This window comes from Paracholeplasma vituli, from assembly GCF_025446935.1.
GTDB classification, from domain to species: domain Bacteria; phylum Bacillota_I; class Bacilli_A; order Acholeplasmatales; family UBA5453; genus Paracholeplasma; species Paracholeplasma vituli.
In genome coordinates this window covers 138,185-153,949 of sequence record NZ_JAOEGN010000001.1, presented here as the reverse complement: position 1 = coordinate 153,949, position 15,765 = coordinate 138,185, and the positions used below count along the sequence as shown (strand labels likewise).

Here is a 15,765-nt window from a genome sequence, read left to right as displayed (position 1 = left end):
AAAAATGGGAAAATATTTTGGTACGGATGGCATCCGAGGTGTTGCTTTTGAAAAGCTCACCGCAGAATTAGCATTTAAAGTTGGCTTAGCGATTGGTAAAGTAGTTAAACCTAAACAAATCGTAATCGGTACAGATACGAGACAGTCGAACAACATGCTCGCCTACTCACTTGCCACAGGGGCAATGAGTCAAGGCGTTGATATTGTGTTCGCAGGTGTGGTTTCAACTCCAATGGTCGCGTATTACAGTGAAGTCCATCAAATTATTGGAGTGATGATCACGGCTTCACACAACCCCTATTATGACAATGGCATCAAGGTTTTTGATAAAGGCTATAAAACAGTTGATGAACTCGAACTTAAGATTGAGGATATTATGGACAATGGTCCGTTTGATGTCTTACCATCTTGGGGTAAACTTAGTTTAACTGATGATGTTGAAAAATTGTATTTAGAATTCTATGAAAAACTCAATTTAAAACCGAGTAAACTGAATATCGTTTATGATTCAGCGAATGGTGCGAACTACCAAATCGCGCGCAAACTTTTTAATAAATATCACAAACATGCCCTTCAAATAAACAATCAACCAGATGGTTTAAACATTAATGTGAATTGTGGTTCGACCCACATGGATGGGATTACAAAAACCGTGCTTGATAACAAAGCAGATATTGGCTTCGCATTTGATGGTGACGCTGACAGATGCTTGGTTGTAAATAAGAAAGGTGAATTGGTCGATGGGGATCAAATGATTTACCTTTTCGCAACCTATCTTAAATCCAAAGGTCAATTGCCTAAGAATCACGTTGTATTGACCAAAATGAGTAACCCTGGCATGCTTAAGAAACTTAAAGATAATGGCATCACCTACTCATTAACCGATGTTGGCGATAAATACGTTTTTAAAGAAATGAATGACAATGGTTATGGTTTGGGCGGCGAAGCTTCAGGACACATTATCTTAAACCACATCATGCATAGTGGAGACGGATTATTAGCTGCTTTATACCTCCTAAAAATCATTGAAGAAAGTGGTAAAACCTTAGAAGAACTTCTAGGTGAAATCTACTTGTATCCACTCAAAATGATTAACATTAAGAATGTAGATAAAGGCGTCTTAAAGCGAGATTCTGTTCAATCACTACTTGAAGATGTGAAACGTGTTCTCAAGGATGATTACTTACTATTAGTAAGACCGAGTGGTACAGAACCACTCATAAGAGTAACCATGAGTTATCAGGATGAAGTGGTCTTAGACCGTGAAATAAACCGTATTGTGGATTTGATTAAGAAAGAAGGCGCTATGTAATGAAAAAATACGCATTGATCCTCGCTGCAGGTAAAGGCACCCGCATGAGAACGGAATTACCTAAATGTGCTTTCCCGATTTTAGGTAAACCGATGATTGAATACATCGTTGAGAACATTGAAAAAACAGACATCGATGAAATCATCGCGATTGTAGGACATAAAAAAGAAGTTATCCAAAATATTCTAAAAGATAGAGTACAGTACGCTATTCAAGAACAAATCCTAGGTACAGGTCATGCGGTATTATCTGCAGCCCCACTTCTAGAAGGCAAAGAAGGCACCACCTTCATTCTTCCAGGGGATATGCCACTCATGGAATACCCACTCATGGATAAACTCATGAGAGCCCATGAAGAAATGGGTAACGACTTAACCGTAGTTACCATGATCATGGAATATCCAAAAGGGTATGGTCGAATTGTAAGAGATGAATACGGCACAGTCAAAGGTATCGTTGAAGAAAACGACTGTACGGAATCCGAAAAACATATAAAAGAAGTCAACTCTTCTGTTTATATCGTAAACAATAAAGCCTTATTCGAAACCTTGAAGCTCATCAAGAAGAATGAACGTAAGGGTGAATACTACTTAACCGACATTGTCGCTTTGATGCATCAAACCTATAAGGTAAATACATTCATCGTAAGAAATGCCATGGTTACCATGGGTATCAATGATTTATATTCCATCAGTATTGCAGAAAAGTATTTGAGAGATTCAATTAATAAGTCTCATATGTTATCTGGTGTATCCATGGTTAACCCTGAAACGATTACGATTGGACATAACGTCGTGATTGAAGAAGGCGTATGGATTTATCCAAACACGTCCATCATTGGAAATTCGGTTATTAAAAAAGGCGCGATTATTGGACCAAACTCTGAAGTAAGAGATTCCTTCATTGATGAAGGTGCAGAAATTAGACACAGCTTAATCATCGAAAGCCGAGTCGGTAAGAAGACCACAGTGGGACCATTCGCTCATTTAAGAGGACACGCAAATATTGGGGATCATAACCGTATTGGTAACTTCGTAGAAGTGAAGAACTCCACTACAGGATTTGATACTAAAGCCGCTCACTTAGCGTATATTGGTGACGCAGTTGTTGGTGATCGTGTAAACTTTGGTTGTGGATCCATCACCGTGAACTATGACGGTGTAAAAAAACACAAGACCTTAATTGGAAACGATGTCTTTATTGGTTGTAACGTCAATATGGTTGCGCCAATCGAAATCAGCGACAACGTCTTCATCGCTGCAGGTTCAACCGTCACAAAAGACATTCCGAAAGGCTCATTAGCGATTGCTAGAAATCAACAAATCAATAAAGAAGATTATTATAAATTCTTAATAAAACCAAAACCAACAGAAGAAAAACACTAAATAAATCAATAAAAAAGCGATATTTTGAAAAATATTGCTTTTTTTTGCATAAAAGCGGACAAAAATTGAAAAAAAAACGTTTTATTGGTTGATGCATATTCATATTTATGAAAAAAATATGCAAAATTTATTTATGAATGAAAAGAAAGGAGGATAACATGTACAAAATTATAAGAGTAATTGCAAAAAACGATAGTTTAAATAACTTCAAACCAAAAAAGGATGAAGTAAGTCAGAATCCTTTCACTAAATTAGTCTTTACAGGCTTGTTTGAAAGTACAAAAAGTTCTGAAAATGTGATTGATATGAATAAAGAAATGGATAAACGATTTCCAATTATCGATCATCATATTTTCTTGTCACATTCACATATGGATATAGAAAAAGCACGAATCTTTAAAAAATATCTAGAACAAACATTCAATGTGAAAGTATTTTTAGATGCTGATATTTGGGAAAACTCGAAGGATTTCTTAAAGGAGCTAGACAATCAGTACTGCTTAAATACTGGTGGAGAAACATACAATTATGACAAAAGAAATGTAACAACAGCACATGTACATATGGTACTAGCCACATCATTGCTTAAAGCGATTGATAAAACAGAATGTGTAATTTTATTCGAATCTGAAAATTATGGACAAAGTCCAAACGTAGAATTCGAAACAAGATCAGCATGGATATACTATGAAATAATGATCTCTCGAATGATTAAACCAAATCACCCGAAAAGAATGTTAAACGAACAAGGAACACTACGACATAGCTTTCAGGATCAAGCGTTCAAGTTCGATCCGTTGTATAGGCTAAAACTAGATGATATTAAAACTAATAGTATTGAGCAAATTATGAGTATTGAAAGACTACAACTCAAAGGAAATGATTTTCTAGATAAGTTGTATAGTTTATAAAATTTAAGGAGAAAATATGCAATTGAAACCAGAATTAACACAACAAATTATTCAAAGATTTACAGTTCAATCCTTTGCAATCAAAGGATTTGCAGTAACATTTGTCGGATTTATTAGCAACGCAATAAAAGATAATAGTAATATCATCCTTTTGTTAGTTGCATGTGTAACAATCTTAGTTTTTTGGTATCTTGACTCATTTTACCTTTCAATGGAAAGAATCTATAGAAAAATTGAGGATATATATACTGATGATAAAGGATTGAATTACAAAAAATACAACCTAAAGCCAGCATTATTCAAAGTAGCTTTTAGCAAAACAATATTCCCATTATATTTTACTCAGATTTTGTTTATATTTGTATTGCACCTAACAGCTACTAGCGTGATCTAACAATGCCTGAAGAAAAATTCGTGGATACCAGAAATTCTATTAAAAGCTTACTTTATCACTTTCAAAATAAAGATATCGAAATTCCTGAACAATTCAAAGAATTTGAAAGAAAGTTAAACCAGATCATTAATATTAAAAGTACTGAAAATTTCGAGTTGTTCTTGTATACGTTTGATTTGATATTTGAAAAGAAAATTTCATCTCTAAGTATTTATGTTGATTATATTCAAGCCGAAATGGAAAAAGAAAATAAGAACACAGACAAAGCGATTCGTTTATACTACAAATCTTATAATGATGAAGAGGGTAAAGAAGAAACACTTAAGCTTGTTTTTGAAATTTATGAAATACATAGATCAATACTGAAATACTATTCTGCAAGCCTTTTAAAACGTAGTTTAATGGAATATACGAAAATACCTGAGATGGAACTTGAAAACGAATACGATAACATAGCCTTCGATATATTTCTATCGCATAGATATTATTTAAAATTCTACAATATTGTTGTATATTATATTCTGTCAGAATATTACAAATTAAACGTTTATGTGGATTGGATTTTTGATTATGAAGTCGATAGAAAAGAATTGTCTGAAGATACAGTTAAATTGTTAAGTAAGCGGATGATGCAATCGAATAAATTACTTTTTTTCAATATAAAATCCTCTCAAACAACAAATTGGATGGCTTGGGAAGTTGGTTACTTTTCAGCTTACAAAAAGAACAGCATCGGTATTTTAGATCTCGACGGTTACTGTAAAGGTAACAAAAATGTAGAGGTTTTGTCTTCAAATGATACCTTAGTTTATGAACGTTCAAGAGGGATAGTTGTAAAGGAAAGTTTGGATTTAGTAACCACTTGGGCTAAAATGTAACTAATCTTTCATAATATGAAACACTATGGATCAAATATACTTAGTAGTTGTTCACTCGATTTAAAGCAAATGAGTAAAAAAGGATTATTTTATATCCATATAAATAATCCTTTTTTGTGTTATGAAAAGTAATCAAATTGACAAACTATGAATTCAAACTGTTAAGAAAACGACAGACGAAAATCTAAATAACGGTAAAAAAAATTACCAATATATTTTTAAATATATATTACTATGGTAAAATATAGGTGTAATAAAAAGGAGAGATGAAAATGAACATTTCACTAGTCATCGGACAAAATATTAAGAAACTCATGGAAAAGGATAACATTTCATTGAGACAATTGAGTGAGTCTATTGGAATCACTCACCCGACTTTAAGTAATTACGTTGAAGGTAAACAAGCGATAGATAGCGAAAAACTGATGGCGATCGCACAATACTTTAGAAAACCTTTTGAGTTCTTCTTTAAAGAAGATAATCACGCACTTAATTTTATGTTTCGTGCTGATAAGCCTAATAAAGATATTCAGGATATCGATATAGAGCATTTAACCAATAGCATTTTTAGTTATTTAGACATCATTGGCAATGTTGGGTATCAATATATCCCACAAAAATATCAAATGAACTTAACTGAAGATAAGAAAACCTTATTTAGTATGATTGAAAAAATAGCATATGACCAAAGAAGAATTGCTAATATTGAAAATGTCATCCCGGATAACTATTTCGATGTAATTCAAAACATCGGTATTCACGTTATTGTAAAAGACTTTAAAAATGATGCCTATTTTGGAGCGTCATCTTATACTTCAGATTTGGGTAGCTACATTTTAATTAATAACGCTGATCAAATCTCTGAGGAAAGAAAAATATTCTCATTGATTCATGAATATGCCCACCTGTTGTTTCATTCAAATCAATATTCAAATAGGCAACATAACGCCTTCTATACCAGTGGTAAATCAGATTTAAATGAACAAATCGCTAACAAATTTGCAGGCTATTTTTTGATGCCGAAAAATCTAGTTGACTCATTTATCCAATCAAGAGACCAGGTAGATTTATTTGAAATGAAAAAATACTTTAAAGTGAGCATTCAAACTATTTATGTGATGTTATATGAATATGGTTTTATATCCAAAGATGTATATGGTAAGTTTTGGAAGAGTATCACCTCAAACGGTTTTAGACATGCAGAACCATTTCCACTCGAAAAAATTGATATTCAAGAAAAAAATATCAAGCTTGTCAACAAAATCAAAGAGCTGTATCTGACTGAGGAAATCAGTGCTAATAAAATCTCAGAAGTATTGGGATTAGATACCCTAGACACTAGAAAACTGTTGAAAGAGTGGAGAGATGTGGATGAACGATATTTATCACTCAAGTAACATCAGTGTAGTTGTAGATAATAATATTTTAGTGGATTTATATGAGCTGAACAGTATTCCTTTATTATTCTTGATTTTTGATAGCGTCATTATTCCTAAGGTCATTTATGAAGATGAAACGACATCAGAGATTAAGGAAATTCTAAAGGCTTATCCATTTGTATTGGGATCTATTGATACAGAAATCGGGTTAAATACATATGCCACATTGGTCACGAATGATTCATTTAAAAGGCTATCTAGATACGATCGATTCGCGATTGCGATAACAAAAGAAAATCATTACTACTGCAATAGCAATGACAAACTGGTTAGAAAAGCTTGTGAGTATCTTGATGTCAGATATACAGGTATTCTAGGCATTCTCGGTAGAGCTTATAAAAAAGATGTTTTATCAACCGATCTACTCAAGTCTTATTTAGATGATTTGGTATCGGATAAAACGTCGTGTTACATTGATGTTAGGCTCATTGAGCAGTTTAAATTAGAGATGGATTTATCGAAATAGTCATCACATACATCAAACGAGGAGTTATCAAATGATAGACAATAACGAGACTATCCTTATGCATATCGATGAAAACAAGAAAAATACAACAATAAAAACGAATCCACCAATCAATTACTCGAATTGGCCGAAGCGATTAACCTAACTGGTGGAAAACCTTATCCAGAACAGTTAAAAAAAATAATCTCACAATTCGCTGAAGGACTCTTTACCTATGAAGATGCACTCGATTTGATTAAAGGAACATTTAAAAAACCCTTAGAATGAGTGCTCCATAAAACGATGTCATCGAAATTGTCCATTTAATCCATAAAACAGAAAACTCTTCAATGAGATTCTGTTTTTTTATTTTGTTAATTTTTACTGAAACACGATTCAGTGAATCATGATTCAGTAAATTATAAAACCCGGTAAAAAGTAAAAATACATCTTTCGTTTGTACTATTATAGAAGAATATTTAAGATAGGATATAAAACCATGAACGAACACCCCTTAGAACCCTTGATCCATCAATACCTTGCTGATAAAGATATCACACAAGGGACTTATGACCTTTTCAAAACGACCCTAAATCAATACGTGAACTATTTGAAAGAACATCAAATAATCTATCCTAAAACATCAGATGTGGTTGATTTTTTAGAATGGAAAAAGAGCGAGGGTTGTTCAGTTCGTTGGACTAACCATCAAATCACTACTTTAAAAAACTTTTACCAGTATTTAAGGTTGAATCAACAACGGCTAGGGTTATCCGATGTGTATGCTTTTGATCTTATGCAACCCATCAAACGTGAACCCATCGACCATAATGTGTTTAAACCCACCCTATCCAAAGAAGAGGCAAAACAACTACTATCCTATTTGAAAAACCGTAGACAAACAAAATCGGAATATCGTGATTATGCGATCGTATATTTGATGCTCACCACAGGCGTTAGGAGTATTGAGGTAAGACGCGCGAAGCGTAAGGATTTAAAACGCGTTAAAGATCAATTAGTCTTATATATTCAAGGGAAAGGTCGAACCTCAGCGGATGCGTATGTGAAGATTCCTAAAGGCTTAGAAGAAGCCATCAATGATTACTTATCCTTGCGGGTAGATACCAATCCCTTTTTATTCATTGGCCATTCGAGACACCAAACTACCCCGTATTTATCTCGCTCATTTGTCATCAAGATGTTCAAACAGTTGATGAAAGATGCTGGGTTAGAAGAGTCGAAAGTGACTGCTCATGGGCTAAGACATACCGCTGCGACGATGAATTTACAGAGGGGTGCTTCTTTAGAATCAACCAGGCAGTTTTTAAGGCACGAAGACGTGTCGACCACCCTGATTTATGCCCATCATGTCGCTCAACTGTTGGATGAACCGGAAAATGAAATCGAACGTTTGATTTTAAATGATACGCATAAAGAGGAGACATAATCTTGAAAACACACCCATTAGAGGCTTTATCTGAAACGTATTTAGCGGAAAAGAAGCTCGCACCGAGCACGTTAAAATCTTACCGAATCTCATTTAAACACTTTATAGCGTACTTAAAGGAAAATGACATCTTATATCCAAGAACGAGTGATATTATCCACTACCGGGATTATAAAAGAGACCTCGGGAATTCAACCTATTACATTCATGTCCATATCAGCGCTTTAAAAGGGTTATACCAGTATTTGAGCTTGAATCAAAAAAGGCTAGGGTTACCTGAGATTTACCAATACGATATCATGCAGATGGTTAAGAATGAGAGAATCAAAAAACGAATGAATAAATCGGTGTTAACGATTGATGAAGCGAGACACCTATTACTAACCACCAAAAAACAGCGTAAATCCATTTGGCACTACCGAAACCACGCGATCATCTCATTGATGCTCACCTCAGGGCTTTCCGTTTTTGAAGTCGTTCATGCGAAAAGAGCGGATTTTATTGAAGTAGATGGAACTTTTCTCCTATACATTACACGTCGAAGCGGACAAAACAAAGTCGTGATCAGACTCTCCAAAGGGACCATTCTCGCTATTTCCGATTATCTATCTAAACGTAAAGATGATAATCCTTACTTATTTTGGGGTCATAATCCGAAAAAGAACCATCACCTCAACCGGATGTTTTTCTACACGATGTTTAAAAAGGTGTTGAAAGAAACCGGCTTAGAATATACCGGGATTACCCCCTACTCATTAAGACATACCGCTGCTTTATTCAATCTAGAACGCGGGGGTTCGATTGAACAAACCAAAGCCTTGTTAGGCCATGTGAATATCCAATCTACACTCGTTTATCAAGCGTATTTAGACCGGATCAAAGACGATTCAGAAACTCAGATCGAATCGATGCTCATCCATGAAGACTCATATCTTAAAGATGATTTTCTTAGTTATCTATGGTTTGAATAAAGATCCATTAGTTAGGAAAATAGCGTTTATTAACTTAGCACTTAAACCCCATAAGTGCTATTTTTTTGCGTTAAAAAGCGTTTATGAAACCCTTCAGGAATCATTTGTTCGAAGAAGGAACAAAATAGAGATTTTTGACTTGTCATTTCATGGTATTATGGTGTAGAATATGATTATTCAATAATCGAACAATGGATGGTAAACAATGAACGATAACCAATATTTTAAACCGACAATTCTTTATAAGGAATATATGATCTTGGATATGGTTGAGAAAAATCCGAAGATTACCCAGCGCGAGATTGCGACACACTTAGGGGTTGCGGTAAGCATGATAAACGATCACCTTGAGGAATTTGAACGAAATGGTTTGATTAAAAGAAAAAAATACTCTACCAAAACCGTAGAGTATTTAATCACGAAAAAAGGCAGTGAACGCCGAAAAGTATTGAACATTGGTTACCTAAACGCGACCAAAGAATTATACTTTCAAGCGAAAGAAAACTTTGAGAAGTTCTTAGTTTCAGTTAAACAAAAAGGATTTACCAATATCTTATTATACGGGGCTGGTGAGGTCGCAGAGATGTTATTACACTCGATTATGACAAGCAAAACGAATCAAGTTAATGTGCTCGCAGTTATTGACGATGATTTAGATAAGATAGGTACATCAATTGGTAAATATGCAATTATCCCAAGAGAAGGCATCCGTGACTTTGAACATGATGGCATATTAATCGCAACATATACAAAGAAAGATTTAATCAAAGATAAATTGTTACAAATCGATTATCCAATTGAAAACATTATAGAGTTTTTTGAGTAAAAGAGGTAAACACAACAACTATGTTCTATTTAAAGTTTAAACGTTTTTATGATTTTGTATTAGCCCTAATTGGCTTGATCGTATTATCTCCACTATTTTTGGTATTAATAATTTGTATCAAACTTGATTCTAAAGGGCCAGTTCTATTTAAACAAAAAAGAATTGGACGTCACAAAAAGCATTTCTATATATTGAAGTTTAGAACCATGCGTATTGATACCCCAAAAGATACACCTACACACATGTTGGAAAATCCACAACAATGGATTACTAAGGTAGGTAAATTCTTGAGAAAGACCAGTTTAGATGAACTACCTCAAATCATCAATATTCTAAAGGGTGATATGTCCATCATAGGACCTAGACCAGCTTTATGGAACCAATATGATTTAATGGATGAAAGAGATAAGTATAGTGTTCATAATCTATATCCCGGATTAACTGGTTACGCACAAATTCATGGTAGAGACGAATTACTTATTATTGAAAAAGCCAAATTAGATGGGTATTATGTTAAACATATCAGTTTATGGTTAGATATTAAAATATTCTTCGGAACCATTATCAGTATCTTCAAATCAGATGGTGTTGTAGAAGGCGGTACAGGCACACTTGAGAAATCCAATAAAGAAAGCAAGTAGGTGAATATCTTTGAAAAGAGTATTAATCACAGGTGCCAACAGTTATGTTGGCACCAATGTTGAAAAATGGTTAATGAAAGAACCAGAAAACTTTTATGTTGAAAACTTAGATATGAGAGATCCAAACTGGAAGAATTTTGATTTTTCGAAGTTCGATGTTGTGTTTCATGTTGCGGGAATTGCACATGTATCAACCAAAAAGAGCATGAAGGATTTGTATTTTAAGGTTAATCGTGACTTGACTATAGAAACAGCAATAAAAGCAAAAGAATCAGGTGTTAAACAGTTTATCTTCATGAGTAGTATGATTGTATATAACTCAAAAGAAACAAGGATCACCAAAGATACGAAACCGAATCCAGATAATTTCTATGGATTAAGCAAACTTCAGGCGGAAGAGGGTATTTTGCCATTACAATCAGAAACATTTAATGTGGTTGTCTTAAGACCGCCAATGATATATGGACCTGGATCTAAGGGGAATTTTCCAAAACTGATTAAATTGGCTAAGAAGACACCGATTTTTCCTAATATATCAAATAAAAGAAGCATGCTGTATATCGATAATTTATCAGAATCGATTAAAACCATCATAAAAAAATCACACTCAGGCACGTTTTATCCACAAAATCAGGAGTATTCATGCACAACTGAGATTGTTCGACTATTATCTATAACATTTAATAGACGAATTTTTTTCACAAGAGTCACCAATTTGCTCATTAGGGCACTCAGATCACATGTGTCAACAATTAATAAGCTATTTAGTGATTCTTACTACGATCACGAATTGAGTAGAGATATTTTGAAATGTTCTACAATAACACTTAATGATTCAATTTCCCTCTTGAACAATCATGAATAAACATATCTTGGTAGTCACACAGTATTATTACCCCGAGAACTTTAGAATCAATGATATAACCAAAGAATGGGTAAAAAGAGGATATAAAGTTACAGTGGTCACTGGTATACCTAATTATCCAAAAGGTAGGTTTTTCAAAGGTTATGGTTTTTTTAAAAAAAGAAAAGAAGTTATTGATGGTGTAAAAGTAATAAGACTAGCTTTAATTCCACGATTTAATAACTCGATATTCTTAGCATTAAACTACTTATCTTTTATGATTTCTGGATGGTTTTGGGCAAAATTCACTAGAATAAAAGCCGATTTGGTTTTCAATTTTGAAGTATCTCCTATGACACAAGCACTACCTGCAATTTGGTTTGCAAAAAGAAGGAAAATTCCAAGTTATATATATGTAACAGATTTATGGCCAGAGAGCGTAATCTTTGCAACTAAAATAAAAAATAAATTTATAATTAATAGAATTGTAAAAATGGTTGATAGTATATACAAGAGATGTACAAAAATTTTAGTTTCCTCACAGGGATTTGTAGAACCAATCCATAAGAGAAATATTGAAAAATCAAAAATAATATATTGGCCACAATATGCAGAAGATATATATAAACCATTACCAGTTGGTGAACACCCAAGAAAGCTACCAAATGATGGTCTATTAAATGTTATATTTACTGGAAATATTGGCTATGCCCAGGGACTTTCAATTCTTGTTGATGCTTCAAAAAGTTTAAAAGAAAAGAATGTAAAAGTTAGGTTTAACTTGGTTGGGGATGGGAGATATTATAATAAACTGTTAAAAGAAGTCGAAGATGAGGGTGTTGAACAGTATTTTAATTTTCTAGGCAGAAAAAATCCTTCTGATATACCGTCATACCTTGCAGAGAGTGATGTTACATTTATATCATTAGAAAATGAAGAAGTATTTAATATCACATTACCATCAAAAACTCAAACTTACTTAGCTTGTGGTAAACCTCTTATAGTTTCTGCTAATGGGGTACTACATGATTTAATTAGGGACAATAACTGTGGCTATTGTAGTAACTCGAGAGATGTTGAGGGCCTGGTACAAAATATAATTAGATATTCTAAAGCAACATTAGAAGAAAAAGATAAATTAAGAAAATCATGCATTGAACTGAGTAATAAAGTATTTAATAAAGATATACTGATGAATGAACTAGAATCTATAATAAAAGGAGATAATTAAGGTGTTTGAAGGAAAAGTATTGTTGATAACTGGTGGAACAGGATCATTTGGAAATGCAGTTGTAAAGAGATTTTTAAATACTAGTATAAAAGAAATTAGAATTCTATCCAGAGATGAAAAAAAACAAGATGATATGAGACACTTGTATCAATCTAAATACCCAGAATTAGTTGACAAGTTAAAGTTTTACATTGGGGATGTTAGAGACTATAATTCTATAGTAGGAGCTTTTAGAGGTGTGGATTATGTTTTTCATGCTGCAGCCTTAAAACAGGTTCCTTCTTGTGAGTTTTATCCAATGGAAGCTGTTAAAACTAATATTCAAGGATCAGATAATGTAATTACGGCATCTATAGAAAATAGAATTAAGAAAGCGATTTTCCTTTCTACTGATAAAGCAGCTTACCCAATTAATTCTATGGGTATGTCTAAGGCATTAATGGAAAAAAACGTGATTGCAAGAAGCAGACAAATGCTTGAAGGTGATCCCATTTTTTGCATCACAAGATACGGTAATGTTATGGCATCTAGGGGTTCAGTAATTCCGTTATTTAATGAGCAAATAAATGAAGGAAAGGATTTGACTATTACTAATCCCGATATGACTAGATTCATGATGACTTTAGATGATGCTGTTGATTTAGTACTTTATGCGTTTGAACACGGTAGTCAAGGGGATTTATTTGTTCAAAAAGCACCTGCAGTCACAATTAAAACTTTAGCAAAAGCGATTTTGAAATTAAAAAAGTCAGAGTTAAGTTACAAAATTATTGGTACTAGACATGGAGAAAAACTATATGAGGTGTTAGTGACATCTGAAGAGTTAGCAAGATCAGCAGATTTAGGTGGTTTTTATAAAGTGAGTGCTGATAATAGAGACTTGAATTATGATAACTACTTTACTATTGGTAATGTTGAATTAGGAAAAGGCGAATCATATACATCACATAATACAATTAGACTAAATTTAGATGAAATGGTAAATCTTTTAAAAAAACTAGAAATGTTTAATGGTGAAGAAATATGAAGAAAGTACTTGTATTAGGCGCAACTGGAATGGCCGGACATCTTATTTCACTGTATTTAAGTGAACAAAAATACGATGTCATAACCCTTTCAAATACCGAGTTTCCTTTTTTGGAAAATATTATATGTGATGTTACAAATATAAAAAGGTTGACAGAAATAATAGAAAATGGGAATTATGATGTCATCATTAATTGCATTGGTATACTAAATCAAAGTGCAGAAGATAATAAAGAATTATCTATCTTTTTAAATAGTTTTTTACCGCACAAAGTTGTTTCTATAATTAGAAATTCAAATACACGATTTATACATATGAGCACTGATTGTGTATTTTCCGGAGAAAAAAGTCATTATGATGAAGATAGTTTTGGTGATGGAACAACATTTTATGATAGAACAAAAGCACTAGGTGAGATAAATGATTCCAAAAACCTAACTTTCAGAAATTCAATTATAGGTCCTGACATGAATCCTAATGGAATAGGATTGTTTAATTGGTTCATGAAGCAAGAGGGAGTCATAGAAGGATTTAGTGGGGTATTATGGACTGGAGTCACTACTCTAACCTTAGCTAAAGCAATGGATGCTGCCATAAAATATGACTTAAGTGGCACTTATAATCTAGTAAATAATAATGTTGTAAGCAAGTATGATATGCTTAAGATGTTTAATACATATAGAAAGAATAAGTTAGAAATAAAAAATAATAGAACAATTAAAATTAGCAAAATTCTAAAAAACAATAGACAAGAAAGTTTTAGTTTTATAGTTCCTAGTTACGAACAAATGATATATGAAATGTTTGACTGGATTAATAAGCATAAAGATTTATACGGGCATTATAAGAACAAAATTTCTGAAAGAGGTATATTAAATGAGAGCAATCCAAAGTAAACCTAAAATAATGACAATTATAGGTACTAGACCTGAAATTATTAAGATGTCATCGTTTATAAAAAAATCTACTAAGTACTTTGAAAACATACTTGTACATACTGGTCAAAATTATGACTATGAATTAAATGGTATATTTTTTAAAGAACTAAACTTGCAAAAACCAGATTATTTTTTAAATGTTGTTGGTGATAATTTAGGTGAAACTATCGGGAATATTATTGAGAAGTCTTATGAACTTATTGAAAAAATAAAACCAGAAGCTATCGTAGTATTGGGTGATACTAACTCTTGCTTAAGTGTCCTTTCTGCAAAAAGGTTAAAAATACCTGTTTTTCATTTAGAAGCGGGCAATAGATGCTTTGACGAGAATCTTCCTGAAGAGATAAACAGAAGAATAGTTGATCATATTAGTGATATAAATATGTGTTATTCTGAACATGCTCGCTTAAATTTATTGAATGAAGGATTGCACTCTGATAGAATTTTTGTGGTAGGTTCTCCTATGGCAGAAATAATTAGTGATAATTTGCTGAGAATTAATGAAAGTCAAATATTACAAGAAATGAGTTTGAAAGAAAATCAATATATATTATTATCTGCACATAGAGAAGAGAATATAGATATTGAAAAAAATTTTATGAGTCTAATGAATGCCATTAATGGATTGGCACATTTTTACAATGTTCCTATTGTATATCCTGTTCATCCAAGGAGTTTAAAAATGATTAAAAAAAGTGGTTTTATATTTGATAAAAATGTAAAACTCATTAAACCACTAAGTTTTTTTGACTATAATAAGTTACAAATGAAAGCAATGTGTGTGGTATCAGATAGTGGAACAATCGCAGAAGAAGCTTCTTACTACAAAATCCCTGCTGTTTCAATAAGAACCAGCACAGAAAGACCGGAATCTATTGATAAAGGCAATTTAATAATAGGAAACATTACAACTGAAAGACTAATACAAGCCACCCAAATTTCTATATTGTTAAATATGGAAGGTGAAAAAGGTAGTAATGTTCCAGATTATGTAGAACAAAATTTTTCATTAAAAGTAATTAAAATAATAATTAGTTATATTGATATTATTAATAGACTTGTGTGGAGAAAATAGA

17 protein-coding genes are annotated in these 15,765 nt (G+C 32.8%); all 17 read left to right on the top strand.

The features are described 5' to 3' along the window. The first annotated feature begins 4 nt into the window (after positions 1–4). The 17 genes from N7603_RS00720 to wecB all read left to right on the top strand — a co-directional run bounded on the left by N7603_RS00720 (position 5) and on the right by wecB (position 15,764). Positions 5–1,312, top strand: a complete 1,308-nt coding sequence (locus N7603_RS00720) for a phosphohexomutase domain-containing protein (RefSeq protein ID WP_262095397.1) — start codon at positions 5–7, stop codon at positions 1,310–1,312. After that, the gene (glmU, locus tag N7603_RS00715; RefSeq protein WP_262095396.1) at positions 1,312–2,697 is read left to right on the top strand and encodes a bifunctional UDP-N-acetylglucosamine diphosphorylase/glucosamine-1-phosphate N-acetyltransferase GlmU; all 1,386 of its coding nucleotides are present in this window, start codon (positions 1,312–1,314) and stop codon (positions 2,695–2,697) included. Before N7603_RS00720 ends, glmU begins: the two co-directional genes overlap by 1 nt. Before the next feature lie 158 nt (positions 2,698–2,855). Then, positions 2,856–3,608 carry a hypothetical protein gene (locus tag N7603_RS00710; protein WP_262095395.1) on the top strand — a complete coding sequence of 251 codons (753 nt, stop codon included), beginning with the start codon at positions 2,856–2,858 and terminating at the stop codon, positions 3,606–3,608. A 16-nt stretch (positions 3,609–3,624) separates the two neighbouring features. Further along, the gene (locus N7603_RS00705; protein WP_262095394.1) at positions 3,625–4,002 is read left to right on the top strand and encodes a hypothetical protein; all 378 of its coding nucleotides are present in this window, start codon (positions 3,625–3,627) and stop codon (positions 4,000–4,002) included. A 2-nt stretch (positions 4,003–4,004) separates the two neighbouring features. Beyond that, entirely contained in the window at positions 4,005–4,880 is an 876-nt protein-coding gene (locus tag N7603_RS00700) for a hypothetical protein (RefSeq protein ID WP_262095393.1), read from the top strand. A 272-nt stretch (positions 4,881–5,152) separates the two neighbouring features. Further along, complete coding sequence (locus tag N7603_RS00695) at positions 5,153–6,277, top strand: helix-turn-helix domain-containing protein (protein WP_262095392.1); 1,125 nt, start codon at positions 5,153–5,155, stop codon at positions 6,275–6,277. Continuing rightward, positions 6,252–6,785: a PIN domain-containing protein gene (locus N7603_RS00690; RefSeq protein ID WP_262095391.1), complete on the top strand. Its 534-nt coding sequence runs from the start codon at positions 6,252–6,254 to the stop codon at positions 6,783–6,785. The genes N7603_RS00695 and N7603_RS00690 overlap by 26 nt, the downstream gene beginning before the upstream one ends. 123 nt (positions 6,786–6,908) lie before the next feature. Next, positions 6,909–7,052 (top strand): hypothetical protein, encoded by a 144-nt coding sequence (locus N7603_RS00685; RefSeq protein ID WP_262095390.1) that lies wholly within the window; start codon positions 6,909–6,911, stop codon positions 7,050–7,052. Positions 7,053–7,263: 211 nt separating this feature from the next. Further along, the gene (locus tag N7603_RS00680) at positions 7,264–8,211 is read left to right on the top strand and encodes a tyrosine-type recombinase/integrase (RefSeq protein ID WP_262095389.1); all 948 of its coding nucleotides are present in this window, start codon (positions 7,264–7,266) and stop codon (positions 8,209–8,211) included. 2 nt (positions 8,212–8,213) lie between these two features. Further along, positions 8,214–9,182, top strand: coding sequence for a tyrosine-type recombinase/integrase (locus tag N7603_RS00675; protein WP_262095388.1), 969 nt, complete (start codon positions 8,214–8,216; stop codon positions 9,180–9,182). Between the two features lie 205 nt (positions 9,183–9,387). Then, complete coding sequence (locus N7603_RS00670) at positions 9,388–10,008, top strand: winged helix-turn-helix transcriptional regulator (protein WP_262095387.1); 621 nt, start codon at positions 9,388–9,390, stop codon at positions 10,006–10,008. Between the two features lie 20 nt (positions 10,009–10,028). Continuing rightward, on the top strand, positions 10,029–10,649 hold the full coding sequence (locus tag N7603_RS00665; RefSeq protein WP_262095386.1) for a sugar transferase: 621 nt from the start codon (positions 10,029–10,031) through the stop codon (positions 10,647–10,649). Between the two features lie 10 nt (positions 10,650–10,659). Then, positions 10,660–11,514 carry an NAD-dependent epimerase/dehydratase family protein gene (locus tag N7603_RS00660; protein ID WP_262095385.1) on the top strand — a complete coding sequence of 285 codons (855 nt, stop codon included), beginning with the start codon at positions 10,660–10,662 and terminating at the stop codon, positions 11,512–11,514. Continuing rightward, on the top strand, positions 11,507–12,724 hold the full coding sequence (locus N7603_RS00655; protein ID WP_262095384.1) for a glycosyltransferase family 4 protein: 1,218 nt from the start codon (positions 11,507–11,509) through the stop codon (positions 12,722–12,724). The genes N7603_RS00660 and N7603_RS00655 overlap by 8 nt, the downstream gene beginning before the upstream one ends. Next, positions 12,720–13,751, top strand: a complete 1,032-nt coding sequence (locus N7603_RS00650) for a polysaccharide biosynthesis protein (RefSeq protein WP_373425329.1) — start codon at positions 12,720–12,722, stop codon at positions 13,749–13,751. The genes N7603_RS00655 and N7603_RS00650 overlap by 5 nt, the downstream gene beginning before the upstream one ends. Next, complete coding sequence (locus tag N7603_RS00645) at positions 13,748–14,647, top strand: sugar nucleotide-binding protein (RefSeq protein WP_262095382.1); 900 nt, start codon at positions 13,748–13,750, stop codon at positions 14,645–14,647. Before N7603_RS00650 ends, N7603_RS00645 begins: the two co-directional genes overlap by 4 nt. Beyond that, on the top strand, positions 14,628–15,764 hold the full coding sequence (gene wecB / locus N7603_RS00640) for a non-hydrolyzing UDP-N-acetylglucosamine 2-epimerase (RefSeq protein ID WP_262095380.1): 1,137 nt from the start codon (positions 14,628–14,630) through the stop codon (positions 15,762–15,764). The genes N7603_RS00645 and wecB overlap by 20 nt, the downstream gene beginning before the upstream one ends. Position 15,765 lies beyond the last annotated feature (1 nt).